23 protein-coding genes are annotated in these 24,218 nt (G+C 64.4%); 7 read left to right on the top strand and 16 right to left on the bottom strand.

Features of this window, described 5'->3' with window-relative positions; all coding sequences use genetic code 11:
- Positions 1-74: 74 nt before the first annotated feature.
- Complete coding sequence (locus tag NMB96_RS22045; protein ID WP_023904650.1) at positions 75-1,460, bottom strand: APC family permease; 1,386 nt, start codon at positions 1,458-1,460, stop codon at positions 75-77.
- A gap of 194 nt (positions 1,461-1,654) precedes the next feature.
- On the opposite strand from NMB96_RS22045, the gene NMB96_RS22040 reads away from it, so the two are divergent.
- The 7 genes from NMB96_RS22040 (at position 1,655) to cydB (ending at position 11,310) form a co-directional block, all read left to right on the top strand.
- Positions 1,655-2,419, top strand: coding sequence for a LuxR family transcriptional regulator (locus NMB96_RS22040; protein WP_006449226.1), 765 nt, complete (start codon positions 1,655-1,657; stop codon positions 2,417-2,419).
- 185 nt (positions 2,420-2,604) lie between these two features.
- Positions 2,605-3,546: a proline iminopeptidase-family hydrolase gene (locus NMB96_RS22035; protein WP_255085721.1), complete on the top strand. Its 942-nt coding sequence runs from the start codon at positions 2,605-2,607 to the stop codon at positions 3,544-3,546.
- Positions 3,547-4,166: 620 nt separating this feature from the next.
- Positions 4,167-5,228 carry a pectate lyase family protein gene (locus NMB96_RS22030; RefSeq protein WP_255085719.1) on the top strand — a complete coding sequence of 354 codons (1,062 nt, stop codon included), beginning with the start codon at positions 4,167-4,169 and terminating at the stop codon, positions 5,226-5,228.
- Positions 5,229-5,505: 277 nt separating this feature from the next.
- A complete protein-coding gene (locus NMB96_RS22025) occupies positions 5,506-6,894 on the top strand; it encodes an amino acid permease (RefSeq protein ID WP_046932764.1) in 1,389 nt (462 codons plus the stop codon).
- Between the two features lie 333 nt (positions 6,895-7,227).
- The gene (locus tag NMB96_RS22020) at positions 7,228-8,457 is read left to right on the top strand and encodes a membrane dipeptidase (RefSeq protein WP_255085716.1); all 1,230 of its coding nucleotides are present in this window, start codon (positions 7,228-7,230) and stop codon (positions 8,455-8,457) included.
- A 439-nt stretch (positions 8,458-8,896) separates the two neighbouring features.
- Entirely contained in the window at positions 8,897-10,294 is a 1,398-nt protein-coding gene (locus NMB96_RS22015; RefSeq protein WP_255085714.1) for a cytochrome ubiquinol oxidase subunit I, read from the top strand.
- Entirely contained in the window at positions 10,294-11,310 is a 1,017-nt protein-coding gene (cydB, locus tag NMB96_RS22010; protein ID WP_023904641.1) for a cytochrome d ubiquinol oxidase subunit II, read from the top strand. Before NMB96_RS22015 ends, cydB begins: the two co-directional genes overlap by 1 nt.
- Before the next feature lie 34 nt (positions 11,311-11,344).
- On the opposite strand, the gene NMB96_RS22005 is transcribed toward cydB, so the two are convergent.
- The 15 genes from NMB96_RS22005 to NMB96_RS21935 form a co-directional block, all read right to left on the bottom strand.
- A complete protein-coding gene (locus NMB96_RS22005) occupies positions 11,345-12,205 on the bottom strand; it encodes a carboxylesterase family protein (RefSeq protein WP_183086694.1) in 861 nt (286 codons plus the stop codon).
- A gap of 54 nt (positions 12,206-12,259) precedes the next feature.
- A complete protein-coding gene (gene mgtE / locus NMB96_RS22000; RefSeq protein WP_023904639.1) occupies positions 12,260-13,621 on the bottom strand; it encodes a magnesium transporter in 1,362 nt (453 codons plus the stop codon).
- Positions 13,622-13,912: 291 nt separating this feature from the next.
- Complete coding sequence (ptsP, locus tag NMB96_RS21995) at positions 13,913-15,643, bottom strand: phosphoenolpyruvate--protein phosphotransferase (protein ID WP_023904638.1); 1,731 nt, start codon at positions 15,641-15,643, stop codon at positions 13,913-13,915.
- 58 nt (positions 15,644-15,701) lie between these two features.
- On the bottom strand, positions 15,702-15,971 hold the full coding sequence (locus NMB96_RS21990; protein WP_005913389.1) for an HPr family phosphocarrier protein: 270 nt from the start codon (positions 15,969-15,971) through the stop codon (positions 15,702-15,704).
- A complete protein-coding gene (locus tag NMB96_RS21985) occupies positions 15,964-16,356 on the bottom strand; it encodes a PTS sugar transporter subunit IIA (RefSeq protein WP_006451266.1) in 393 nt (130 codons plus the stop codon). Before NMB96_RS21985 ends, NMB96_RS21990 begins: the two co-directional genes overlap by 8 nt.
- Positions 16,357-16,606: 250 nt before the next feature.
- The gene (gene rapZ / locus NMB96_RS21980) at positions 16,607-17,479 is read right to left on the bottom strand and encodes an RNase adapter RapZ (protein WP_023904637.1); all 873 of its coding nucleotides are present in this window, start codon (positions 17,477-17,479) and stop codon (positions 16,607-16,609) included.
- A complete protein-coding gene (gene hprK / locus NMB96_RS21975) occupies positions 17,476-18,426 on the bottom strand; it encodes an HPr(Ser) kinase/phosphatase (RefSeq protein ID WP_006451268.1) in 951 nt (316 codons plus the stop codon). Before hprK ends, rapZ begins: the two co-directional genes overlap by 4 nt.
- The gene (locus tag NMB96_RS21970) at positions 18,423-18,881 is read right to left on the bottom strand and encodes a PTS sugar transporter subunit IIA (RefSeq protein WP_006451269.1); all 459 of its coding nucleotides are present in this window, start codon (positions 18,879-18,881) and stop codon (positions 18,423-18,425) included. The genes hprK and NMB96_RS21970 overlap by 4 nt, the downstream gene beginning before the upstream one ends.
- A 21-nt stretch (positions 18,882-18,902) precedes the next feature.
- Positions 18,903-19,220 (bottom strand): ribosome hibernation-promoting factor, HPF/YfiA family, encoded by a 318-nt coding sequence (hpf, locus tag NMB96_RS21965; RefSeq protein ID WP_006451270.1) that lies wholly within the window; start codon positions 19,218-19,220, stop codon positions 18,903-18,905.
- A gap of 87 nt (positions 19,221-19,307) precedes the next feature.
- Positions 19,308-20,747 (bottom strand): RNA polymerase factor sigma-54, encoded by a 1,440-nt coding sequence (locus NMB96_RS21960; RefSeq protein ID WP_349775759.1) that lies wholly within the window; start codon positions 20,745-20,747, stop codon positions 19,308-19,310.
- Between the two features lie 40 nt (positions 20,748-20,787).
- Positions 20,788-21,507: an LPS export ABC transporter ATP-binding protein gene (lptB, locus tag NMB96_RS21955; RefSeq protein WP_023904635.1), complete on the bottom strand. Its 720-nt coding sequence runs from the start codon at positions 21,505-21,507 to the stop codon at positions 20,788-20,790.
- Positions 21,507-22,055, bottom strand: a complete 549-nt coding sequence (lptA, locus tag NMB96_RS21950; protein WP_255085708.1) for a lipopolysaccharide transport periplasmic protein LptA — start codon at positions 22,053-22,055, stop codon at positions 21,507-21,509. The genes lptB and lptA overlap by 1 nt, the downstream gene beginning before the upstream one ends.
- A complete protein-coding gene (gene lptC, locus NMB96_RS21945) occupies positions 22,033-22,608 on the bottom strand; it encodes an LPS export ABC transporter periplasmic protein LptC (RefSeq protein ID WP_023904633.1) in 576 nt (191 codons plus the stop codon). Before lptC ends, lptA begins: the two co-directional genes overlap by 23 nt.
- Positions 22,605-23,153, bottom strand: a complete 549-nt coding sequence (locus tag NMB96_RS21940) for a KdsC family phosphatase (RefSeq protein ID WP_183086695.1) — start codon at positions 23,151-23,153, stop codon at positions 22,605-22,607. The genes lptC and NMB96_RS21940 overlap by 4 nt, the downstream gene beginning before the upstream one ends.
- A gap of 49 nt (positions 23,154-23,202) precedes the next feature.
- Positions 23,203-24,204, bottom strand: coding sequence for a KpsF/GutQ family sugar-phosphate isomerase (locus NMB96_RS21935; RefSeq protein ID WP_183086696.1), 1,002 nt, complete (start codon positions 24,202-24,204; stop codon positions 23,203-23,205).
- Positions 24,205-24,218 lie beyond the last annotated feature (14 nt).

The raw sequence follows: 24,218 nt of genomic DNA, 5'->3' as shown, positions 1-24,218 counted from the left end.
CGATGCTCAAGGTCGATTGCCGACGAGCAACTGCACAGCAACGCATTGCTGCACAGCGACGCCGGCAGCAGCGCTTATTCCAACGCGTCGCTGGCGCGAAACTCGGTGGAACGACCGCTGACTTTCAGGAATGCCAACACCAACAGACCCACCGCCATCCACGCGGTGCCGCCGAGCTGCGCGTGCCGGTCGGCATTGATCAACACGTAGCCAAGGATCACGATGCCGATCAACGGCGTCGCACCATGCAATAGCAGGCTGCGGCCGTGCCCACGGAAGTGCCATAACACCGCAACGTGCAGCAAGATGAAGGCGGTGAGCGCGCCGACGTTGCACAACGAGGACAGCAACGCGATCTGGCCCACGAACACTTCGCCCAGCAGCATGCTCAAACCCGCCACCAGCAGGATGGCGCGCTGCGGCACGCCGGTACGCGGATGGATGTAGCGCAAGAACCCCGGCAGCTGACGGTCGCGTGCCATGGCGAACAACAGGCGCGAGGTGGCCGCCTGCGCAACCAGCGAATTGGCGATCGCGGCGCTGATCGCCACTGTGAGCGCGATGACGATCTGCAGCCACGGCCCGGCAATAAGCCGGCCGATCTCGAAGAACGCATCGTTGGAGGCCTGCGCACTGGGGTAGCGCTGCAGGTTCGGCTGCAGCAATGCGGCCAGCCAGGTCTGCAGCACGAACAGGCCGGCCACCATCAGCAGCGCCATCAAGGTGGCGCGCCCGACCACACGGTTACCGCCACGGGTTTCTTCCGACAGCGTGGAGATCGCGTCGAAGCCCAGAAACGACACCACCGCCACCGACAACGCACTGAAGATCAGTTGCGGCGAAAACGCCTGCGGGTTGTAGAACGGACGCAGGTTCCAGTGCGCACCGTTGACGCCGCGCTGGATCGCCAGGCTCGCCAGCACCACAAACACCGCCAGCACCAGCAACTGCGCATACAGAAAGAAACGATTGGCCCGCGCAGTGGTTTCGATACCGCGCAGATTGACCACGGTATTGAGCACCACGAAAAACGCGATCCACGCCGGCTGCGGTACCGCCGGCAACACGTTGTGCATCGCATTGGCGCCAACCACGTACAGCAGCGTCGGTACCAACAGATAGTCGAGCAGAATCGCCCAGCCGGCGAGAAACCCCATGCCGCTGCTCAATCCGCGCCCCACGTACGCATACACCGAACCGGCCACCGGAAACGCCTGCGACATCTGCTGGTAGCTCAAGGCGGTGAACAGCATCGCCACGAAGCCGACCAGGTAGGTCAGCGGCACCATCCCGGCGCTGATATCGAATACGCCGCCGAAGATGGAGAACGGCGCGGTCGGCACCATGAACACCAGCCCGTAGATCAGCAGATCCTTGAGCGTGAGCTGTCGCTTGAGCTCCTGGGTGTAGCCAAAGCGTTCCAGCGTGGCCGCGTCGTCGCGGCGTGGTGTGTCGGTCATGCAGGTATCCGCTGAAAGGAAGGCCGGGTCGCACGACAGGCGCGGTGGGGCGCTTGTCCATGAATGCTGCGTTGCAGCTAGCTGACCGGCATTGTGACGATAATGTGGCCGGCAAGCCCATCCATTGGTAAAAGTGCTAGGTTTTCCATGCTGGATGTCGTCCAGCGGCACCTGCTGTCATCGAAGGACCCACCATGTTCGACACGCTGGCCAGCCTGGGCCGAGATTTGCAGGCGCTGCATACGCTCAATGCCTGCCTGGATCGAGTGTTTCGCGACGTCTGTGCGTTTGGTTTCAAGTCGCTGGTCTACGACTACGCGCCGGTTCCGCTGAGTATGGAGGGCGCGCTGATCACGCCATCGGTGTTCATGCAGCGCAACGCGCCGGGCGACATGCGGCATGTCTGGTGCGAGCATGGTTACTACCAACATGACCCTGTTCAGCAGCGTGCGACGCGGCGCATGACGCCATTCGTGTGGTCGTACCGTACCGACGGCAATCAGGAAGGTGTGGAATATGTTGGCGGCCAGCATCGGCAGGTGACGCGTTATCTGTGCGATAGCGGCATGGGAACCGGTGTCACCGTGCCCCTGCATTTGCCTGGCGGTGCATTCGCGACCTTCAGTGGCGCGGTCGATGCGGTTGCGGCCGAGGCACCACGGCTGGCAGAGGCGCAGCTGTCGCCATTCTTGTTACTGGCACACGCGTTTCAGGCCCGCGCGCAGGAACTGCTGGATCCGCAGGAACGCCGCTGTCACCACATCGCATTGACCCGCCGCGAGCGCGAGTGCCTGCAGTACTCGGCCAAGGGGCTGACCGCCAAAAGCATCGCGGCCGCGCTCAATCGCTCCACCGCCACGGTGAATCTGCATCTGAATTCGGCCGCACGCAAACTGGGTGCGCGCAATCGCGTCGAGGCAGTGGTGCGCGGGATGCATTATCGATTGCTGGAGCCGTAAACCAAGCCTGCGGCTATCGATCGCAGCGTGCGATCGGCGTGCTGGATGCGTCGCCCGGCTCATACACCATGGCGCGCGCAACCGCGCGTCTGAAACTGCTGCGAACCTGAGAGTTTTACCAGTTAGCGCGCGCAGGCCGGGGCGCTAGGCTGAGCGCTCACCATTGCCGTAGGCAGGCGCAGGTCATGCAGTCCACTGAGGGTTACGTCGAATTCCGTGGGTACCGTACCTGGTACCGCATCACCGGCGACCTGCGCAGTGACGCCTGCCCGCTGATCGTCCTGCACGGCGGCCCCGGCTGCACCCACGACTATGTGGACAGCTTCAAGGACCTGGCTGCCAATGGCCGCGCGGTCATCCATTACGACCAGCTCGGCAACGGCAAGTCCACCCATCTTCCCAATGCCGACTCCGGCTTCTGGACGGTGGGGCTGTTTCTGGATGAGCTGCAGACCCTGATCACCCAGCTTGGGCTGTCGCAGTACGCGTTGCTGGGGCAATCCTGGGGCGGGATGCTGGCGGCCGAACATGCGGTGCGCCGGCCGGCCGGTCTGCGTGCGTTGGTGATCGCCAACTCGCCGGCGTCGATGGGCTTGTGGCGCGCTGCCGCATTGCGCTTGCGTGCGCGGCTGCCCGAAGACATCCAGGCGGCACTGGACGAGCACGAGGCCGCCGGCACGCTGGATCACCCGGCCTACCGCGCTGCAAGCCAGGCGTTCTATGCGCAGCATGTGTGTCGCCTGCTGCCGTGGCCTGCAGAAGTGGCGCGCACCTTCGCCGCCATCGATGCCGACCCCACCGTCTACCACGCCATGAACGGCCCGACCGAATTCCATGTGGTGGGCAGCCTGCGCAACTGGAGCATCATCGAACGCCTGCACCGCATCACCGCGCCGGCGCTGGTGCTATCGGGCAAATACGATGAGGCCACGCCGGAAACCGTCGAGCCTTACGCACGCCTGATCCCGGACGCCCAGTGGCATGTGTTCGCCAATTCCAGCCACATGCCGCACGTGGAAGAGCGCGCAGCCTGCATGCGGCTGGTTGGCAACTTCCTCGACGATCACACCCCATGGCCCGGCGAGCAGCTGGTGCACGCGTCGGTGTTGGCCAACCGCGCTGTGTGAGTTGATGGCGAGTGTGCGTGTGCGGGCCTGCATGCGAGCTTGAGCGTGCTCGGCATGGCACTCCCTAGCGTTTCGCGTGTCGACTGCGCGTTAGCTGCGTTGCTTTCGCTTCGTATGCCTTATCACGCACCATCACCAGCAAGGCGGCGCGTCATAGCGCCCAATCTGCACGCATGACCGTGCGGTAGCGCTTTGCTGCTGCGCGTAGATGTCGCCAACAACTTCTCGCCGACAACTTTGCCAACAACTTCGACAGCGCGGTCGTGTGCTGCTTCCCACGCACAGCACCTTGTTATCCGCGTGCATGCTTGAAAAACGCATTTGCCATTACCACGCGTAGTCGAACACGCGTGTGAGCAACCACAGCATCGGCATGCGTTTGCATACATAGAAAAAACATCGCGCACATCACCGCAGTGTCCTGTCCTGCGTGTCTCTCGTTGTCTCTTTTGCATGTCCTGCGAGGAGAACACCGTGCTGCGTCAAAGTTTCAGAGATGGATAATTGTTTTATGTTTTAAACCGCGCGAAGAATGCGGCCCCCACGCACCGCTTTGCCACCGTCGATGCAATCGCGCCGACGCCACGCATCGCTTTTCGATTTCATTTGGGAGAGGCTGCATGATCATCAAGACACTTAACGGCGCGCTCGCGCTTGCACTGTCCGCTTGCGCCGCAAGTGCCATCGCCGGCCCGGTCGGGTACGGTGCCGCTACCACCGGCGGCGGCAACAAGACCCCGGTCAACGTCGCCACCTTCGAAGCGATGCAGGCCGCCATTGACAGCTATTCCGGCAGTGGCGGGCTGGTGCTCAATTACACCGGCAAGTTCGACTTCAGCACCATCAAGGACGTCTGCGCGCAGTGGAAGTTGCCGGCCAAGACCGTGCAGATCAAGAACAAGAGCGATGTCACCATCAAGGGCGCGAATGGCTCGGCGGCCAACTTCGGTGTGTGGGTGGTGGGCAACGCCAACAACATCATCATCCAGAACATGACCATCGGCTTGCTGCAAGGCGGCGAAGATGCGGATTCGATTTCGTTGGAAGGTAATTCCAGCGGCTCACCGTCCAAGATCTGGGTCGATCACAACACCGTGTTCGCCTCGTTGACCAAGTGCTCCGGTGCCGGCGATGCGTCCTTCGATGGCGGCATCGACATGAAGAAGGGCGTGCACCACGTCACCGTGTCCTACAACCACGTCTACAACTATCAAAAGGTCGCGCTCAACGGTTACAGCGATAGCGACACCAAGAACTCGGCCGCGCGCACCACCTATCATCACAACCGCTTCGAGAACGTCGAATCGCGCGTGCCGCTGCAGCGGCGCGGGCTGAGCCATATCTACAACAACTACTTCAACAACGTCACCACCTCCGGCATCAACGTGCGCATGGGCGGCGTGGCGAAGATCGAATCCAACTACTTCGAGAACATCAAGAACCCGGTGACCTCGCGCGACAGCAGCGAGATCGGCTACTGGGACCTGATCAACAACTACGTCGGCAGCGGCATCACCTGGGGCACGCCGGATGGCAGCAAGCCCTACGCCAACGCCACCAACTGGATCACCACCAAGGTGTTCCCGGAACCGCTGGGCTACACCTACAGCGTCACCCCGGCCGCGCAGGTCAAGGCCAAGGTGATCGCCACTGCAGGTGCCGGCAAGAACCTGGCGGAATGATCGGCCACAAGACGTTGCAGTGACACCGATCCCCGGCTTGCCCGGGGATCTTTGTGTGCGGCATGCAGCGTGCGGCGGATTTGCCCACCAGCTGCGTGCAGTGAAGCGGGTCTGGAGCGTGTCACGCACTTGGAGGCCAGTGCGAACGACCTGCTGATACGATGAGGCAAGGCGCGATTGCATGGCTTGTCCACTCTTTCGCCAGGCCCGCGTCAAGAGGCGCGGCAAGCGCCGCGACGCGGTATCGTGTCGCGATTCCATCTCTTCAAGCCCGTCCATGCCGCTTCCGACCGATCCCGTTGCTGAGAACGCTCCGTCCGCCGCGCCCGCGTTGCGCCATGCGCTGAAACCGCGGCAATTGATGATGATGGGCCTGGGCACGGCAATCGGTGCCGGGCTGTTTCTGGGCTCGGGCGTGGGCATCCACGCGGCGGGGCCGGCGGTGCTGGTGTCGTATCTGATCGCCGGGGCCCTGGTGATCATCGTGATGAATGCGCTGGGAGAAATGGCCGCGTCCAAGCCGACCAGCGGTGCGTTCTCGGTATATGCGGCCGATGCGATGGGGCCGACCGCCGGTGCGACGGTGGGCTGGTTGTGGTGGCTGCAGATCGTGGTGGTGATCGCCGCCGAAGCGGTCGGCGCGGCAGGCTTGCTCGCCTCGGTGTGGCCGGCGTTGCCGGTGCCGCTGCTGGCGGTGGTGTTCATGGCCACCTTCACGGCGATCAATCTGCTGGGCGTGCGCAACTTCGGCGAGTTCGAATTCTGGTTCGCCATCCTCAAGGTTGTTGCGATCGTGGTGTTCCTGCTGATCGGCGTGGCCTTGCTGGCGGGCTGGTTGCCGGGTGTGGTGTCGCCGGGGCTGTCCAACTTTACCCAGCACGGCGGATTCGCCCCGAAGGGTCTGGTGGGCGTCGGCTCGGCGTTGCTGGTGGTGGTGTTCGCCTTCGGTGGCACCGAGATCGTGGCGGTGGCCGCCGCGGAAACCGCCGATCCGGGCCGCAGCCTGGCACGCACCATTCGCACCGTGGCCTGGCGCATCCTGGTGTTCTACATCGGCTCGATCAGCGTGATCGTGGCGGTGGTGCCGTGGACCAGTGCAGCGCTCAGCTCGCCGTTTGCCGCGGTGCTGGAAGTGGCGCGCATCCCCGGCGCGGCCACCGCCATCACCCTGGTCGCCGTGGTGGCCTTGTTGTCGGCGCTCAACGCCAATCTGTATGGCGCCTCGCGGATGATCTTTTCGCTGGCACAACGCGGCGAAGCCCCGCGCCTGCTCGGCAGGACCAGTGGCGAGCAGGTGCCGCTGGTGGCGGTGATCGCCAGCGTGTTGTTCGGCTTCGCGGCGGCGGCGCTGGAATTGCTGTATCCCAACAAGGTGTTGCCGATGCTGCTCAACATCGTCGGCGCCACCTGCCTGCTGGTGTGGACGATCTCGTTGCTGTCGCAGCTGATCCTGCGCGCACGCGCCGACCGCGCCGGCATCACGTTGCCGTTCCGTATGCGTGGGTATCCGTTTCTGACCCTGCTGGCGCTGGCGATCCTGGCGGTGATCTTCGTGCTGCTGGCCTCGTCGGCAGACACCCGTGCGCAGTTCCTGTCGATGGTCGGTTTGACTGCGGTCATTGCGGTGGTCAGCGAAGTGGCGCGACGCGTCCGTGGCCGGACGTGACCATCCGGGTCCACGTGCGGAGCGCATGATCGTGCCGCAGCGGAAACAGGCGGCAGTGCGCTCGTGCACACCGTCGAAACGAGAAACACGCTAGCAATCTTGCGGTTTGCTTGCTGTCAGACAGGCGATCTTCTGGATCTGCTGATCCAGTTCAGTTACTGTCCTTTGGTCGCTGCTGTCCGTTGCATTACGTTGATTAGAGAATATCTAATTACTAATCAATAACGATAAAAATGCATCGTTTTAAAGTGGCTAACAAAACGTAACCGCTAGTAGTTTTGATGGCCGCTTTTATTCTTTGATTGTTTCAGGAGTCATTGCCGGGGTTCGTGCATGAATGCCGTTTCGTCCGAGAATTCTGCTGCCTTGCCTGCCGCCCACACGCTGGATGCAGTGCATGCGCTGGCCTATCCAGTCGACACGCATCTGGACTCCCTGTATCTGTCGCGCGTGGCCGGCTACGATTTCTGGAAAGGCGACTGGAAAGCGCATCGGCGCTCGCTGATCATCTGGCTGATGTTCAAAACCTCGCCGAGAGGTCGCAATCAACCGCTGATGCACCACGTGAGTGGTCCGGACTTTCTCGCGGGCGGTTATGGCGGCGCCTGTTTCAGCGCCCACGCGTTATGGGAAAACCTCATCGGCGCGCCTTTTCTCGACCCTTGGAAGCACTGGGTGGATCACCAGCGCTATGTCGAGGCAGTGGTGGCGGCAAGTAACGGTCGGATGCGGCTGGCACGCAGCGCCGCTGAGCTACGCGCGATTCGGGCCGAGGGTCTTTGCTGCGCCATCTTGTCGCTGGAAGGCGCGCATATGCTTGGTCCACGCGGCATCCGCACCCAGGCGCTGCGATTGGAGCGCCTGGGCCTTGCTGCCAAGGCCGGCGCTGCCTATGTGACGCTCAATCATTTCAGCCATACCGACATCTCCCAGTCCGGCTATGCGCCGCTCAATCCGTGGCGCGGGATCGAGGGCGCGGGGCTGTCGGCGTTCGGCAGGGACGTCGTGGAGCGCTGTATCGAGGTGGGACTGCTGGTGGATCTTTCGCATACGTCGAGCCAGGGAATACTCGATGCGTGCGCCATCTGCGCGCGCCGCAACGTGCCGGCCTTCGCCTCGCATGGCGCATCGCGCAGCATCACCCGTGGTGCGCAGACGCGGCCGTCGCGCCATCTCGACCGCGGGCTCGACGACGCGGCCATCCGCGCCATCGTGCAGACCGGCGGCTGCATCAGCGTCATTCTGGCGCCTTACTTTTTGCAGCATTCCTATCTGGCGGACGGCAAGCCGAACATGGATGCCGATCTGGCGTTTGTCATCGGCTATTACGAAGCCTTCGCCCAACAGATCGCCGACATGGGGATTGTCGAAGATCCGTGGAAACACTTGAGTTTCGGCAGCGATTTCGATGGCGGCATTTCCAGCTTGCCGACCGGGATGCGCAGCGGTGCGGATCTGCCCAGGCTCACGCAGGCGATGATGGATGCCGGCTGGCCCACCCAACGCATCGTCGATGTGTATAGCGGCAATTTCCTGCGGGTCTGGGAGCGGGCGCGGCCGTAGCGTTTTCCAGTACACCTGCATTCGGATGGGAAAGTAAGAGGGTAGGCCTGCGGTGTTGCGTGCCTTACGGCGACGGCCGTCGGGACGCGGCGGCGCTGCCGGCGTCGTTGGCAGGCACCTGCGCGCGGTTGCTGTCGACGGTCGGCTCGATTGCGCTCGGTGCACTGGTCAACGAGCTAGCGGCTTGCTGCAACAGCCTTGCTGCGATCCCATTCGCGCCCAGGAAATCCGTGCTGCATCGCACGCCGGGCGTAGCATGCGTTGCAGCGCAAGCGCGGCAATTTGCCGCAGATGCGACGCCGTGTCGCATCGGGAACGAGCACGACCGTCCTTATGATGATCCCGTAGCGCAGACGTCGCGATCGAACACCGCACTGTCTTGTGGCGATTGACCTGCCGTCTGCGCGCGGATGCTTCTCACTTTCCAGGAGGGCTCTCCATGGATGCCTTGCTGTTATCGCGGATCCAGTTCGGGTTCGTCATCGCATTCCACGTGTTGTTTCCGGCATTCACCATCGGGCTGTCCAGCCTGCTGGCCTTTCTGGAATGGCGCTGGCTGCGCACGCGTCTGCCGGTGTGGCGCGAGCTGTATTTCTTCTGGCAGAAGATCTTCGCGGTGTCGTTCGGCATGGGCGTGGTCAGCGGCATCGTGATGGCCTTCCAGTTCGGCGCCAACTGGCCGGAGCTGAGCCGGATCGCCGGCAGCGTGATCGGCCCGTTGCTCAGCTACGAAGTGCTCACCGCGTTCTTTCTGGAAGCCAGTTTCCTGGGCGTGATGATGTTCGGCTGGGGGCGCATTTCCGAGCGTCTGCATTTCTTCGCCACTTGCATGGTGGCGCTGGGCACGTTGTTTTCCACGTTCTGGATCCTGTCGTCCAACAGCTGGCTGCAGACCCCGGCCGGCTATGAAGTGGTCGACGGCATCGTGCATCCGCAGGACTGGCTGCAGATCATTTTCAACCCTTCGTTCCCGTACCGGCTGACGCACATGGCGCTGGGCTCGTTCATCACCACCTGCTTTGTGGTGGGTGCGGTGGGTGCGTGGTACCTGCATCGCGGCGTGCATCGTGAGTCCGGCCTGCGCATGCTCAAGCTGGCGGTGGCCTTCGCGGCGATCACCGTGCCGCTGCAGATCTTCGTCGGCGACATGCATGGCTTGAACACGCTCAAGCACCAGCCGATGAAGATCGCGGCGATCGAAGCGCATTGGCATGACGAAGCGCAGGGCAAGGGGTTCCCGCTGGTGCTGTTTGCGCTGCCCAATGCGCAGGCAGAGCATAACGATTACGAGGTGGCGATTCCGCGCCTGGGCAGTGTGCTCCTGACCCATAGCCTGGAAGGCAGCATCGCGCCATTGACTTCGGTACCGGCGGCCGATCGCCCGCCGGTGACGCCGGTGTTCTTCGCCTTCCGCATCATGGTGGGGATCGGCTCGTTGATGTTGCTGGTGGCCTGGGTGTCGGCGTTCGCGTGGTGGCGCGGCAGGTTGCTGCAGTGGCGCTGGCTGCTGGCGACCTGGCGCTGGATGTTGCCGAGCGGCTTCATTGCCCTGGTGTCGGGCTGGTTCGTCACCGAGATGGGTCGGCAGCCTTACGTGGTCTATGGGCTGTTGCGTACCGCCGACGCGGTGGGCCCGCAGTCGGCGCTGATGACCGCGATCTCGCTGACGGTGTACGTCGCCGGTTATGCGTTCGTGTTCGGCTGGGGCATCTGGTACCTGGTCAAGATCGGCAAGATCGGGCCGACCCCGCACGACGCGCCGCAGCTGGACCACGGCGAGCACACGCCTGCACGGCCGCTGTCGGCGGCCGATGAACCGATCGACGGAGCCGCATGATGGACATGACGAGTGTTTTGCCGGTGGCGTGGTTCGCGGTGATCGGCTTCGGGGTGCTGATGTACGTGGTGCTGGATGGCTTCGTGCTCGGCATCGGCATCCTGGCGCCGTTTCGCAAGGACGAGGCGCAACTGGATCTGATGATGAATACCGCCGCGCCGATCTGGGACGGCAACGAAACCTGGCTGGTGTTGGGCGGGGCAGGGCTGCTGGCCGCGTTTCCCAAGGCGTATGCGGTGATTCTGTCGGCGCTGTATCTGCCGGTATTGTTGATGGTGATGGCGCTGGTATTCCGCGGGGTGGCGTTCGAGTTCCGCTTCAAGGCGCAGCGCTCGCGGCGACTGTGGAGCAATGCCTTCGCCGCCGGCTCGATCCTGACCACCTTTGCGCAAGGGGTGATCCTGGGCGCGCTGGTGCAGGGCTTGCCGATCGAGAACGACCGCTATGTCGGCGGTATCTGGGGCTGGTTCAGTCCGTTCGCAATGCTCACCGGTGCGGCGCTGGTATTCGGCTACGCTTTGCTCGGCAGCACCTGGCTGATCCTCAAGACCGAAGGCCATGTGCAACAGCTCGCGCGTCAGTTGAGCCGGCCGCTGACCATCAGCGTGTTGATCTTCATTGCCTTGGTCAGCGCATGGCTGCCGTCGCTGCAATCGCATGTGATGGAGCGCTGGTTCAGCGGCTCGCATTATCTGTGGCTGATGCCGGTGCCGGTGCTGGTCGCCCTCGTGGGGTTCGCGCTCTGGCGTTCGACCGAGGTGGGGCGGCCGGATACGCCGCCCTTCCTGCTGGCGATGGGCTTGTTCGTGCTCGGTTTTGCGGGCCTGGTGCTGGGCATGTGGCCGTATCTGGTGCCGCCGGTCTACACGATCTGGCAGGCCGCTGCGCCGCCGTCTTCGCAGTTGTTCGCGCTGGTCGGCTTGGTGGTGTTGCTGCCGCTGATCCTGGGCTACACGGTGTGGTCGTATCGCGTGTTCCGCGGCAAGGTCACGGCGGACACCGGGTATCACCATTGATGGGAGATGCGGCGGCGTTGCGCCGCGTCATGCTTCAACGCAGGCGCTGCTTGAACATCCATTCCCACATCGCCGGATCCGCGTACGTCGCGTCCCAGGCGTTGTGGTTACCTTCGGGATATTCGCTGTAACGCACATTGGCGCCGATGCCTTTGGCGGCGCGATACAGCGCGCGGTCGTCGTGCGGCGGTACCGAATCGTCCCTGGCGCCATGAAACATCCAAATCGGCACGTGCTTGAGCTGGGTGACCGCGGCGGTGTACGGGTCGGCTTCCTTTGCCACCAGGCTGACGTACAGCGTGCGGCGCTCATCGCGCGGTGCCTTGAGCGCGCCGCAGATCGGCACGATCGCCGCGAAACGCTGCGGCTGCATCAGCCCGATTTCCCAGGCGCCGTAGCCGCCCATCGAGATGCCGGTGAGATAGGTGCGCTGCGGGTCCGCAGCGAACTCGGCGCTGGTCGCATCCAATGCAGCGATTGCCATGCGTGCGTTGACGCCCAGCCACTCTTCGTCGTCGGGCACCTGCGGCAGCACCACCAATGCGGGAAACTCGGCTGTGTGTTCGCTCAGGTAAGGGCCAACGCCCACTTCGGCCTGATCCCGCCCGTTGTCGCCGCGCTCGCCCGAGCCATGCAGAAACAGCACGATGGGCAGCGGTTGCGGCATCTTCGAGGCCGGCACGAACACCTGATAGCGGTACAGCCGTCCTTCGATCTCCAGCGTACGGGTGACGAAGTGGCCGCGGCGCGCATCGTGGTGGCGCTCACCCATGCTGGAGCAGCCGGCAAGCACCAGCGCGAAGACCACAAGAACAAGGCAGCGACGAATCACGCAGCACTCCTGACCGAACCGATGACATGCCTGCAGTATCGCCGCACGCAGGTGCGCTGGCATGTCGCGGTGCGGCGATTTTGTGTTGCAGTGTCATCCCAACGTGCACAGCACGCGCTACGGCAGCAGAATCAGCGTGGCCAGGCCGAGGAAACTCAAGAAGCCCATCACATCGGTCAGCGTGGTCAGAATCACGCCGCCGGCCAGCGCCGGGTCGAAGCCCAAACGTTTCAACGTCACCGGTACCAGCACCCCGCCGAACGCTGCGGTGAGCATGTTCAAGGTCAGCGCAGTGCCGATCACCAGCGACAGCATCGGTTGTTGGAACCAGGCCAGCACGATCAGCCCCAGGCTCACGCCCAGCACCACACCGTTGATCAGCGCCACGGTCAGCTCTTTCTTGAGCAGCGTCATCACGTTGGATGAGCCGATCTGGCCCAACGCCAGGCCGCGCACCATCAAGGCCAACACCTGCGTGCCGGCGTTGCCGCCCATGCCGGCCACGATCGGCATCAGCGCCGCCAGCGCCACCAGTTTTTCGATGGTGCCTTCGAACTTGCTGACCACGCTGGAGGCCAGAAACGCAGTGCACAGGTTGATGCCCAGCCAGATCAGGCGGCGGCGGAATGCGCGCCGCGCCGGGCTGAACATGTCCTCGTCTTCGTCCAGGCCGGCCGCGCTCATGGCCTGGTGCTCGGCCTGCTCGCGGATGATGTCGACCACGTCATCGATGGTGATACGGCCGAGCAGGATGTTGTTGTCGTCCACCACCGGAGCGGAGATCCAGTCGTGATCCGAGAAGCGCCGTGCGACCTCGTCAGAGCCATCGCCCACATCGATCGCCGGTTGTTCGTCGTCGATCAGGCGATTGACCGGTGTGTTGTCCTCATGCGTGACCAACGCGGCCAGCGACACGCGGCCCAGGTATTGATGGCGCCGGCTCACCACGTACAGATGATCGGTGTGGTCGGGCAGCTCGCCGCGCAGGCGCAAGTAACGCAGCACCACATCCACATTGACGTCGGCGCGCACCGTCACCACGTCCGGGTTCATCAATCGCCCGGCGGTGTACTCCGGGTACGACAGCACCTGTTCGAGCCGCTCGCGGTTCTCGCGGTCCATCGACTTGAGCACTTCGTCGATGACGGTGTCGGGCAGGTCTTCGACCAGATTGGCCAGATCGTCGATGTCGAGGTCTTCGACCGCGGCCACGATCTCGTCGGTGTCCATGTCGGCCAGCAGGCTTTCGCGCACTTCGTCGCCGACATGCAGCAGCACTTCGCCGTCGTCTTCCGGGTCGACCAGTCCCCACACTACTTCGCGCTTGCCGGGCGGCAGCGACTCGAGCAGGTTGCCGATCTCCGCCGGCGCCAGCGTGTTGACCAGCCGGCGCACCGGCCCGAGGCGCCCGCTATCCAGTGCATCGGACAGCAATCGGAGCTGGCGCGCGGTCTTGTCGTGGCGGACGGCTTCGGCCATGCGCAGCTCCCTTGAAAAGTAGACACGTCCCTAGTGCAGGACGCGGTGCTGAGTCAGCACGGCATTATCGCTTGCGCATGGTGACGAAACATACAGTGCCGCGCGCAACGCGCTTGAACATCGCCTGCGTGATGCAGCCGCCAAGCCGGAGCGGCTGAAAAAACCTGGCGAGCGGTCGTCAGTTGGAGAAGGGACGGCGCGCTCGGAGATTGCGTCTATCCGCGATACATGAGGATGCCGAGCATCGGCTGCACCCGTCTGGCGGTGAGCGCAGCAGGTTTGCTAGTGCTCTCAGCGCAGCAAACCCTGCGCAACGGCCGCCAACCACTTCTCGATGCCCTTGCGGTCGCGTGCGCGCAGCAGTTTTTCGCCCTGCACGCGCAACTCGCCCAGGTGGGTGTCGCGCACTGCACGGCGCACTTCCAGCAACGTGGCCGGATGCAGGCTGAACTCGGTGAGCCCCAACGCCAATAACATCGGCACGAAGCGCGGGTCGCCGGCAATCTCGCCGCACACCGCCACCGGTTTGCCGTACGCGCGCCCGGTGGCGATCACCTGCGCGATCAGGCGCAGCACCGCCGGATGCAATGGCGAATACAACTCGCCCAAGGCTTCGTTGTTGCGATCCACCGCCAGCAGGTATTGCACCAGATCGTTGGTGCCGATCGACAAAAAATCGATATCGTCGATAAAGCAGTCCAGCGCCAGGGCCGCAGCCGGCACCTCGATCATCGCGCCCAGCGGAATGTGCTCGGCGATCTCGTGGCCTTGTTCGCGCAGTTGCATGGCCAGCTTCTTGATCTGTCGCCGCAGCAGCTGGATTTCCTCGCGGCCACTGACCATTGGCACCAGAATGCGCACCGGCCCGTAGCCGGAGGCCCGCAGGATCGCGCGCAACTGCGCCTGCGCCACCGCAGGGCGGGCCAGCGACAGCCGCACGCCGCGCAAGCCCAGCGCCGGGTTGTCTTCGTCGCTCAGGGTCAACCCGGTGCGGTCGGCCTTGTCGGCGCCCAGATCCAGCGTGCGGATAGTGACCGGGCGGCCGCTCATGCCCAGCACGGTGTCGCGATAGGTGTGGAACTGTTCGTCTTCATCCGGCAGCTCGTTGCGCTGCAGGAACAGGAATTCGGTGCGATACAGCCCAAGGCCGCTGGCGCCGAGCGCATGCGCTTTTGCCACGTCTTCCAGCGATTCGGCATTGGCCAGCAGCGTGATATCGACGTTGTCGCGCGTGCGCGTGGGTTTGGAGCGTAGCCGGCCCAGCTCGCGCTGCTCTTTTGCCAGCGCGCGCAGACGCTCGCGGTAGTCGCGCAGATGTTCGGGTTTGGGATCGACGATCACCTGGCCCGAACCGGCATCGACGATCAATACATCGCCATCGTCGATCCGTTGCAACGCATCGCTCACGCCCACCACCAACGGCAGATGCAGGCTGCGCGCCAGGATCGCGCTGTGCGACAGCGTGTTGCCGGCGGTGGTGACGATGCCGACCACGCCCTGCGATTGCAGCTGCGCCAGTTCGGACGGCGCCACGTTGTCGCAGACCAGGATTTCGCCGGCCACGCCCTTGAGGTCGGGCGCGCGCTTGTGCAAGAACGCGTGGATGCGGCCGATCACATGATCCAGATCGTCCATGCGGCTTTTGAGGTAGGCATCCTCCATGCCGTCGAACACCGCCGCCAGCCGGTCGCGCTGCACGCGCAAGGCGTAGTCGGCGCTGTAGCGATGGGTGCGGATCAACTCGTCCAGACCTTGCAGCAGCTCCGGGTCGTCGAGCAGCAATGCATGCAGCTCGAGGAATTCGCCGACCTCGCGCGCCAGCGCGCCATGCAGGCGGTCGCGCAGTTGCTGCATTTCGGTGCGCGCCGCTTCGATGGCCACATGCAGGCGCTGCAGCTGCGTTTCCACCTGGTTGGCGGGCACGCGCTGCTCGGCGATTTCCAGCATGTGGCTCTGGCGCACGCGTGCGCGCCCGAGTGCGTTGCCGCGCGAGGCACCGTGTCCGCGCAAGCGCAGACTCATGCGCGACCTTGGCGCGGCCGTGGTGTGTCAGTCGGCACAGCCGCGAGGTGGCGCATGCTCAGCTGTCCTCGTCGAAGCGACGCTCGAACAGGTCCACCAGCGCCTGCAAGGCCTCGGCTTCGTCCTCGCCATCCAGCCGCACCACCACGCTGGTGCCTTGGCCGGCGGCCAGCAACATCACGCCCATGATGCTCTTGGCATTCACCTCGCGGCCCTTGGCCGCCAGGGTGGCGTTGCTGCGATAGGACGACAGCGTCTGCACCAGCTTGGCGGTTGCCCGCGCATGCAGTCCGAGTCGGTTGGAAACTATGAGTTCGCGTTCAAGCATCGTCGATGATCGCTCCGTTGCGGGTGCCTGCCGCCGCAGTGGCGGGCAGCTCCTGCAAACCTTGTTCGGGGTAGTTCATCACCCGCAGCAGCATCGGCAGGCTCAGCGCGGACACCCGGCGAACCGGCGTGCCCAGCTTGGCCAACCGGTTGGCGAGATTGCTGGGGCTGGCGCCATACAGGTCGGTCATGACCAACACGCCGTCGCCGCTGTCGACCCGACGCATCGCCGATGACGCCTGGGGCAGCAAGGCGTCCAGGTCTGCATCCAGCGGTACATCGAATGCTTCGGTCTTCAGCGGCAAATGCCGCAACAGCCCCGTCGCCACGTTCAATAACGCCGCGCCGATGCCGGGATGAGTAATGAGGAGAATGCCACAGGCCATGCCGAAACGTTAACAGGTCGGCATGACTGCGCGATAGCGTTTGCCGGCACCGATGTGTTGCGAGATGAATAGCCGTTTAGGCGAGCGCTGCAATGCGTTGCCTGCAACGAGCGCTGCAGTCCGCATCTGTTGGGCACCTGCACCAGCATGCGCTGCGAAGTTGTAGCGACGACTTACTTTTTGCAGACTTGCAGAATTGCGGGGCACCGCTTTGACGATTCCCGAATCCCCATTCTCGATTCCCGGGATTTCAATCCTGCTCGCGATGAAACGTCGCCACTTCCGGCCATCCCTGTTCGCGTGCATGCCGCGCCATGCGCTCGGCCAGATACACCGAGCGGTGCTTGCCGCCGGTGCAGCCGAAGGCGATGGTCACGTAACTGCGGGTATCGTTGCGCAGCCGCGGCAGCCAGGTATCGAGCAGGTCCACGATCTGCGCGCTGTAGCGCACCACATCGGGCTCCTTGTCCAGATACTCGCGCACGCCGGCATCGCGTCCGGTGAGCGGGCGCAGCTCCGGGTCCCAATGTGGATTGGGCAACACGCGCGCATCGAATACGAAGTCGGCCTCGGCCGGTACGCCGCGTTTGTAGGCGAACGATTCGAACAGCAGCGACAGCCGGTCGCTGGTGCCGAGGGCGAACTCGGTGACCACGCGGCGACGCAGCTGGTGCACATTGAGCGCGCTGGTGTCGATGATGGCATCGGCTTGCGCGCGCAGCGGTTCGGTCAACTGACGCTCGCGGGTGATCGCTTCCGGCAATGCCAGGCCGAGGTGGCTGAGCGGATGGCGGCGGCGGGTGTCGGCGTAGCGCTTGATCAGCGCCTCGTCGCTGGCTTCGAAAAACAGCAGCCGTGCTTCGATGCCGTATTCCTGCGCGGCCTGGCGCCATTGCGCCAGCTGGGTCAGATCGCTGCGGCTGCGCACATCGATGCCTACCGCCAGTCGCTGATCGCCGAGCGGGTTGCCACGCAGGCGGCTGCGCACGAAATCCGGCAGCAGTTCCACCGGCAGATTGTCCGAGCAGTAGTAGTCCAGATCTTCGAAGGTCTTCAACGCGACCGATTTGCCCGAGCCGGACAGCCCGCTCACGATCATCAACGTGGAGGGCGCGGTACTCATGGCGTGCGTCGCTCCAACAGGTTGCTATGGCGGGCGATGAACATCGCCGCCGGGTCGATGCCCTTGGTGCGCAGGATATGCAGCCGCGTCGCTGCCTCGGTCAGCACCGCCAGGTTGCGGCCGGGCATCACCGGCAGGGTGATCAGCGGTACGTCCAGATCCAACACATGGCGGCTGCCGGAATCGCCGGTCAGACGCTCGTAACCGGACGGGGTGGGCTCGGTCATCGGGCGGGTCAGGTGCACGATCAGGCGCAGGTACTTGTTCTTCTTCACCGCGGTGTCGCCGAACATGTCGCGCACGTTCAACACGCCCAGGCCGCGCACTTCCAGCAGATCCTGCAGCAATTCGGGGCAGGTGCCATCGAGCACGTCGGGGGCGATCTGGGTGAACTCCGGCGCGTCATCGGCCACCAGGCGGTGGCCGCGGCTGAGCAGTTCCAGTGCCAGCTCGCTCTTGCCCGACCCCGCCTCGCCGGTGATCAGCACGCCGATCGAATAGATCTCCATGAACACGCCGTGCAACGTAACCCGTGGCGCCAGCGTGCGCGCCAGGTGGTAGGACAGATGATTGAGCAGTTCGTGGCCGCGCTTGGGCGAGATCCACAATGGCGTACCGGATTCGTCCGCGGCCGCGCGCAGGTCTTCCGGGCACGACTGATTCTTGCTGAGCGCCAGCGCCAGCGGCTGCACCTGGATGATCTTCTCGATCGTCTCCCAGCGCTGGCGTGCATCCAGCGAGTCCAGCCAAGCCAGCTCTTCGGTGCCCAGAATCTGCACCTTGTTGGGGTAGATCACATTGAGATAGCCGGCCAGCGACGGGCGCCGCGCATTGTTGCTGCCAGCCTCGATCTCGCGGTGTTCGCCTTTCTGGCCGGCCACCCAGCGCAGCGCCAGCTTGTCGCGCTGCTGGTCGAACAGTTCGCGTGCGGTGATGCTGGTATTCATGCGGCGCTGGCCTGTGGTGGCGGTGCGTCGATGAGCAACGCCATCAAGGCGTCCGCATTGGGTGCGGCGCGCAATTGCAGACGAAATTCCGCATCCGAGAAGCGCTCGGCCAGTTCCGACAGCAGCATCAGATGTTGATGGGTGTAATGCGCAGGCACTGCCATCGCGAAGATCAGATCCACCGGTTCATCGCCGCCGAAGGCCACCGGCGTGTTCAGTCGCAGCAGCGCGCCGCGTGGCTCGGTGAGGTTGGGGCAGCGCCCATGCGGAATGGCGATGCCGTGGCCGATGGCGGTGCTGCCCAGCGCCTCGCGTTCGCACAGGTTGGCGTAGAGCTCGTCGGCGCCGGCCTGACGACAGGACAGCAGATCGGCAGCGGTATGCAGGACAGTGTCGCGATCGGCGGCCGGCGACACCACGGTGCGCACGGCCGCCATCAGATCGGTTAAAGGCATGAGGGCATCAAGCGAGAAGCGTCATGCGAGATTGTCGCGCACCTCGCGTGCGTGGTGGTTACATTTCTTTTCTTTGTGCTTGAGCACCAGGCGGTCGAGCTTGTCGACCAGCAGGTCGATCGCCGCATACATGGTGGAGCCGCTGGCATCTGCGTGCAGGGTGCGACCGGGAAGGTTGACGGTGGCGACCACATGGTGGTCTGGCTTGCGAACGGCCAGCTGCGTTCGAACTTCACAGTGCTGGTCGAAATGGCGCTGCAGTCGCTGCAGCTTGCTTGCCACGTACTCCCGCAGGGCGGGGGTCACTTCAAGCTGGTGGCCATACGTCTCGATACGCATCGGATACCTCCATTGGTTGGTGGGCCAATGAACCTTTCCGGTGGTCCGACAAACCCGGCACAGGCCGGCGTTGCGGTGGTTGCAACGTCAGGCGATGCGCACGCGTTCGTGGGAGGCGGAAATGTTCATGGCTTCACGATACTTCGCAACGGTGCGCCGAGCTACAGGTACGCCGGAAGTTTTCAGCAGATCTGCCAACTTGGCATCGGATAACGGCTTGCGCGGGTTTTCCGCATCGATCAGGCGCCGGATCATCGCCTGAATGGCGGTGCTGGAGGCCTCGCCGCCGCTGTCGGTATCGATGCCGGAGGCGAAGAACGAGCGCAGCGCGATGGTGACGCGCGGGGTGCGCACGTATTTGCGCGCGATCGCGCGGGAAATGGTCGATTCGTGCAGGCCGAGCTCGCCGGCGATCTCGCGCAGGGTCAACGGACGCAAGGCCTGCGCGCCGAATTCCAGAAACCCGGACTGGTGCTTCAGCAGGCAGCGCACCACCCGCAGCAGGGTTTCGCCGCGCGCTTCCAGGCTCTTGAGCAGCCAGCGCGCCTCCTGCAACTGCCCACGCAGATAGCCGGCATCGGACTCGCCACAACTGCGGATCAGGTTCTCGTAGCCGCGGTGGATGGTGACCTTGGGCTGCGCGCGGCCGGCCAGCGAGGCCCGCCACACGCCGCGCTGGCGCCAGATCACGCAGTCCGGCACCACGTAGGTGTCCTGCGACAGGTCGCCGATCTGCTTGCCCGGGCGCGGGTCCAGTGAGCGCACCAGCTGAACTGCCTGGTCGACATCGGCGGTGGAACGCTTGAGTTCGTGGGCCAGCCCGGCCACACCGCTGCGCGGCAGACGCTCCAGCGGGCCGGCGACGATCTGCAACGCCAACTCGCGGCCCGGGGTGGCGGGGTCGAGCACGGCCAGTTGCAGCGCCAGGCATTCGCCCAGCGTGCGCGCGCCCACGCCGACCGGGTCGAAGCGCTGGATCTGGTGCAGCACGGTGAGCACTTCGGCCTCGTCCACCGCCGCGCCGAGCGCGAGCGTTTCGAGAATGGCCGACAGCGGTTCGCGCAGATAGCCGTCTTCGTCCAGCGCGTCGATCAGCATCGCGCCGATCTGGCGGTCGCGTGGCGACAGTGGCGACAGATGCAACTGCCACAGCAGGTGATCGGCCAGTGTTTCCGACTCGGCCACCCGCTCGGCGGCATCGCCGGACTCGTCGTCGTCGAAGCTGCCACCGCTGCCCGAGCCGGTCCACTGCAGTTCGTCCTGCGACCAGTCGTCGTCGCGCTCTGCAGGCGTCGGGTCTTCGCGTGGGGTGTCGTCGGTGGAGGAGGCCGACGATGATGCGATCGGTGATTCGCTGGCCGCATGCGCGGCCTCATCGGCCCACTCCAGCAGCGGATTGGTCTCCACCGCTTCGGCGATTTCCAGTTCCAGCTCGGTGGTGGACATCTGCAATAGCTTGATCGCCTGACGCAATTGCGGCGTCATGACCAACTGTTGTCCTAGCGATGTCTGAAGCCGGGCTTTCATGCAGGCACTGACTGAGAAAATCGATGGCGCGGCGACGCGCTCAAAGGCGGAAAGTTTCCCCCAGATACACGCGACGGACGTCGGGATTGGCTAGCAATGCATCTGGTGCCCCCTGCGCCAGCACGCCCCCCTCAGCGAGAATATACGCGCGATCGCAGATTCCCAAGGTTTCGCGCACGTTGTGATCGGTGATCAACACGCCGATGCCGCGTTCCTTGAGGTGGATGATGATGCGCTGGATCTCGCCGACCGAAATCGGATCCACACCGGCGAAGGGTTCGTCGAGCAGCATCATGCGCGGCTTGGCGGCCAACGCGCGCGCGATTTCGCAACGGCGTCGCTCGCCACCGGACAGGCTGGCGCCCAACTGGTCGGACACATGGGTGATCTGCAGTTCTTCCAGCAGCGAGGTCAGTTCCTTCTCGCGCCCCGCACTGTCCAGGTCTTCGCGCAGCTCCAGCACCAGGCGGATGTTGTCGGCCACGGTGAGCTTGCGGAAGATCGAGGGCTCCTGCGGCAGATAACCGACGCCCAGCTTGGCGCGCGCGTACATCGGCTCGGCGGTGAGGTCGCGGCCGTCCAGCTCGATACGCCCGGCATCGGCCTCGACCAGGCCGACGATCATGTAGAAGCAGGTGGTCTTGCCGGCGCCGTTGGGGCCGAGCAGGCCGACCACTTCGCCGGCCTCGAGCGTGAGGCCGAATTCCTTGACCACTTCGCGTTGCTTGTACTTCTTGCGCAGACCGGTGGCGACCAGCATTACTTCTTCCCCTGCGGCTTGGCGGCGGGTGCCGGAGCAGGCGTCGCCGCCGCAGGCGCCGCATTCTTCGGCTGGATGATGGTGCGCACGCGGCTGCCGTCGCCGCCGCTCTGCATGTTGCCGGTCTTGGTGTTGTAGACCATGCGCTGGCCGGCGTTGGTGCCCTTGGGCGAGTCGACCTTGTAATTGCCGGTCAGCACGATGACTTCGTTGGCGACCTGGTATTCGATGTTGTCGGCCTGGCCGTTCATCATCGCGCCGTCGTCCATCTGCTGCTTGAGCGTGGCCTGCTTGCCGACCAGCACCACACGGTCGGTCTGGCCGTTATTCTGGAAGATATCGGCGGTGTCGGCGTGGATTTCCAGCGTGCCCTGGGTGATCACCACATTGCCGCTGAAGCGGCACTTGCCGCTGTCGTCGAGCATGTTGCAATCGTTGGCGTTGGAATCGATCGCCATCGGCTGATTGCGGTCGCTGGTCTTGGCCATCGCAAGGGCGGGCAACAGCAGCGCGGCAAACGCCAGTTTAGCGGGCAGCATTCGGTTCATAGCGGGTCTTGACCTGAGAAAGGAGCTTGTACTGGCGTGATTTGAGGTCGGCCTCGAAGCCGACCCCGCTCTGCATGATACCCGGCCGGCTCATGCTCACCGGGGCGGCGGTCTTGGCGAGGTTCTGCTGCGGGAACACGTCCAGGCTCTGGGTGCGGAACGTGGTCGGCGGCGTCGCGCCGGTGGTGGGGCTGTCGCCGGAGACATCGCCACGCAGGCGTAGTTCGTCGCCCTTGGGACTGATCCAGCCGGTCTTGGAACGTAGCGTCCACGGTTGGTTGGCGTTGTCGGGCAGCAGAAACACCGGCGTGGTGATGTCCGAGGTCTGGTCGGCGCGGTTGCGGTGCATTTCCGGCGCACGCAGCGTCATCGATTCCTTGCCGGTTTGCTTGTCCAGCGCAATCAGTTCGAAATCGCGCAACACGTAATCGGCGCGCGAGTCGTCGACCGCCGCCGCGACCGGGCGCGCGCGCTGTTGCCATGCCGACCAGCCGGAGATCACGGCGGCGGCGAACAGCACCACGCCCAGGGTGGTGCGCCAGTTCCAGCTCATGCGGAGAACCTTTCGATGATGCGCTCGACCTGGCCTTGCGCGGCCAGCACCACATCGCAGACCTCGCGTGCGGCACCTTCGCCGCCACGGACCCGGGTGTGCCACTGCACGCGCTCGGCGATCCACGGATGGGCGTTGGCGGGTGCCACCGGCAGGCCGACCGCCAGCAACGCCGGCAGGTCGGGCAGGTCGTCGCCCATGAACAACACCTGGTCCAGCGACAGGCCATGCTCCTGGCACAGGGCCAGCACCGCCAGGCGCTTGTTCTTGACCCCGATCTGCACATGCAGGCCCAGATCCTGGCCGCGCTTTTCCGCCGACAGGCTGGCGCGCGCGGTGATCAGCGCAACATGGATACCGGCGTGGTCGAGCTGCTTGAGACCCTGGCCGTCCAGCACGTTGAAGGATTTGCTCTCGTTACCGGCGTGGTCGTAATACAGGCGGCCGTCGGTCAGGGTGCCGTCGACGTCGAAACAGGCCAGACGAACGCGCGCGGCGCGGTCGATCAGCTCGGCGGGCAGGTGCTGCAGTGGGGAATAGGGCATCGGTACGAATCGGTGAGAACGGGGGTTCCAACGTTTGAAACTGAACCTGTTAAACCACCTTGGCGCGCAACAGGTCGTGAATGTTCAATGCGCCGACCGCGCGCTGCTGCGCATCGACCACGATCAAACCGTTGATCTTGTAATCCTCCATCAGCCGCGCGGCCTCGGCGGCCAGCTGGTCGGCGCTGATGGTGCGGGGGTTGCGCGTCATCACCTGCGCAATGCCGGCGCTGCGCACGTCGATGTCGCTGTCCAGCGCGCGGCGCAGGTCGCCGTCGGTGAACAGACCGATCAGGCGCCCCTCGTTGTCCACCACCGCGGTCATGCCCAGCCGCTTGCGGCTCATTTCCATCAACGCCTCGCTCAGGCTGGCGTCCTCGCGCACGCGCGGCAGGTCATCGCCGCTGTGCATCACGTCGGTGATATGCAGCAGCAGGCGCCGGCCCAGGCTGCCGGCCGGATGCGAGCGCGCGAAGTCATCGGCGGTGAAGCCGCGCGCGTCCAGCAGCGCCACGGCCAAGGCATCGCCCATAGCCAGCGAAGCGGTGGTGCTGGAGGTGGGCGCCAGATGCAGCGGGCAGGCTTCGGCGGAGACGCTCACGTCCAGATGCACATCGGCAGCCTGGGCCAGCGAAGAGCTCGGGCGCCCGGTCATGGCGATGATCGGGTTGCCCTGGCGCTTGAGCACCGGCAGCAGCATGCGCACTTCGTCGGATTCGCCCGAATACGACAGCGCCAGCACGATGTCGGCCTCGGTGATCATGCCCAGGTCGCCATGGCCGGCTTCGCCGGGATGCACGAAAAACGCCGGGGTGCCGGTGGAGGCCAGGGTGGCGGCGATCTTGCGCGCGATATGTCCAGATTTACCCATGCCGGTGGCCACCACGCGCCCACGCGAGGCCAGTACCAGCCGGCAGGCCGCGGCGAAGTCGCTGCCGATCCGCGCGCCTACGCCGGCCAGCGCCTCGCGCTCGATCTCGAGCACGCGCTGGCCACTGGCGACCAGGCTGGCGTCGCTGACGGTGGCGGTGGGCAGGTGCGAGACGGCCATGCGGGACTCGGGTG

This window comes from Xanthomonas hortorum (assembly GCF_024339125.1).
Classification (GTDB): domain Bacteria; phylum Pseudomonadota; class Gammaproteobacteria; order Xanthomonadales; family Xanthomonadaceae; genus Xanthomonas; species Xanthomonas hortorum.
Note: the sequence above shows the minus strand (reverse complement) of the source record. Positions and strands in the feature narration are given on the sequence as shown.

Excerpts from the sequence above, each read along its gene's own strand:
- NMB96_RS22045 (WP_023904650.1), bottom strand. The coding sequence starts at position 1,460 with ATGACCGACACACCACGCCGCGACGACGCGGCCACGCTGGAACGCTTT.
- NMB96_RS22040 (WP_006449226.1), top strand. The coding sequence starts at position 1,655 with ATGTTCGACACGCTGGCCAGCCTGGGCCGAGATTTGCAGGCGCTGCAT.
- NMB96_RS22035 (WP_255085721.1), top strand. The coding sequence starts at position 2,605 with ATGCAGTCCACTGAGGGTTACGTCGAATTCCGTGGGTACCGTACCTGG.
- NMB96_RS22030 (WP_255085719.1), top strand. The coding sequence starts at position 4,167 with ATGATCATCAAGACACTTAACGGCGCGCTCGCGCTTGCACTGTCCGCT.
- NMB96_RS22025 (WP_046932764.1), top strand. The coding sequence starts at position 5,506 with ATGCCGCTTCCGACCGATCCCGTTGCTGAGAACGCTCCGTCCGCCGCG.
- NMB96_RS22020 (WP_255085716.1), top strand. The coding sequence starts at position 7,228 with ATGAATGCCGTTTCGTCCGAGAATTCTGCTGCCTTGCCTGCCGCCCAC.
- NMB96_RS22015 (WP_255085714.1), top strand. The coding sequence starts at position 8,897 with ATGGATGCCTTGCTGTTATCGCGGATCCAGTTCGGGTTCGTCATCGCA.
- cydB (WP_023904641.1), top strand. The coding sequence starts at position 10,294 with ATGGACATGACGAGTGTTTTGCCGGTGGCGTGGTTCGCGGTGATCGGC.
- NMB96_RS22005 (WP_183086694.1), bottom strand. The coding sequence starts at position 12,205 with ATGCCAGCGCACCTGCGTGCGGCGATACTGCAGGCATGTCATCGGTTC.
- mgtE (WP_023904639.1), bottom strand. The coding sequence starts at position 13,621 with ATGGCCGAAGCCGTCCGCCACGACAAGACCGCGCGCCAGCTCCGATTG.
- ptsP (WP_023904638.1), bottom strand. The coding sequence starts at position 15,643 with ATGAGTCTGCGCTTGCGCGGACACGGTGCCTCGCGCGGCAACGCACTC.
- NMB96_RS21990 (WP_005913389.1), bottom strand. The coding sequence starts at position 15,971 with ATGCTTGAACGCGAACTCATAGTTTCCAACCGACTCGGACTGCATGCG.
- NMB96_RS21985 (WP_006451266.1), bottom strand. The coding sequence starts at position 16,356 with ATGGCCTGTGGCATTCTCCTCATTACTCATCCCGGCATCGGCGCGGCG.
- rapZ (WP_023904637.1), bottom strand. The coding sequence starts at position 17,479 with ATGAGTACCGCGCCCTCCACGTTGATGATCGTGAGCGGGCTGTCCGGC.
- hprK (WP_006451268.1), bottom strand. The coding sequence starts at position 18,426 with ATGAATACCAGCATCACCGCACGCGAACTGTTCGACCAGCAGCGCGAC.
- NMB96_RS21970 (WP_006451269.1), bottom strand. The coding sequence starts at position 18,881 with ATGCCTTTAACCGATCTGATGGCGGCCGTGCGCACCGTGGTGTCGCCG.
- hpf (WP_006451270.1), bottom strand. The coding sequence starts at position 19,220 with ATGCGTATCGAGACGTATGGCCACCAGCTTGAAGTGACCCCCGCCCTG.
- NMB96_RS21960 (WP_349775759.1), bottom strand. The coding sequence starts at position 20,747 with ATGAAAGCCCGGCTTCAGACATCGCTAGGACAACAGTTGGTCATGACG.
- lptB (WP_023904635.1), bottom strand. The coding sequence starts at position 21,507 with ATGCTGGTCGCCACCGGTCTGCGCAAGAAGTACAAGCAACGCGAAGTG.
- lptA (WP_255085708.1), bottom strand. The coding sequence starts at position 22,055 with ATGAACCGAATGCTGCCCGCTAAACTGGCGTTTGCCGCGCTGCTGTTG.
- lptC (WP_023904633.1), bottom strand. The coding sequence starts at position 22,608 with ATGAGCTGGAACTGGCGCACCACCCTGGGCGTGGTGCTGTTCGCCGCC.
- NMB96_RS21940 (WP_183086695.1), bottom strand. The coding sequence starts at position 23,153 with ATGCCCTATTCCCCACTGCAGCACCTGCCCGCCGAGCTGATCGACCGC.
- NMB96_RS21935 (WP_183086696.1), bottom strand. The coding sequence starts at position 24,204 with ATGGCCGTCTCGCACCTGCCCACCGCCACCGTCAGCGACGCCAGCCTG.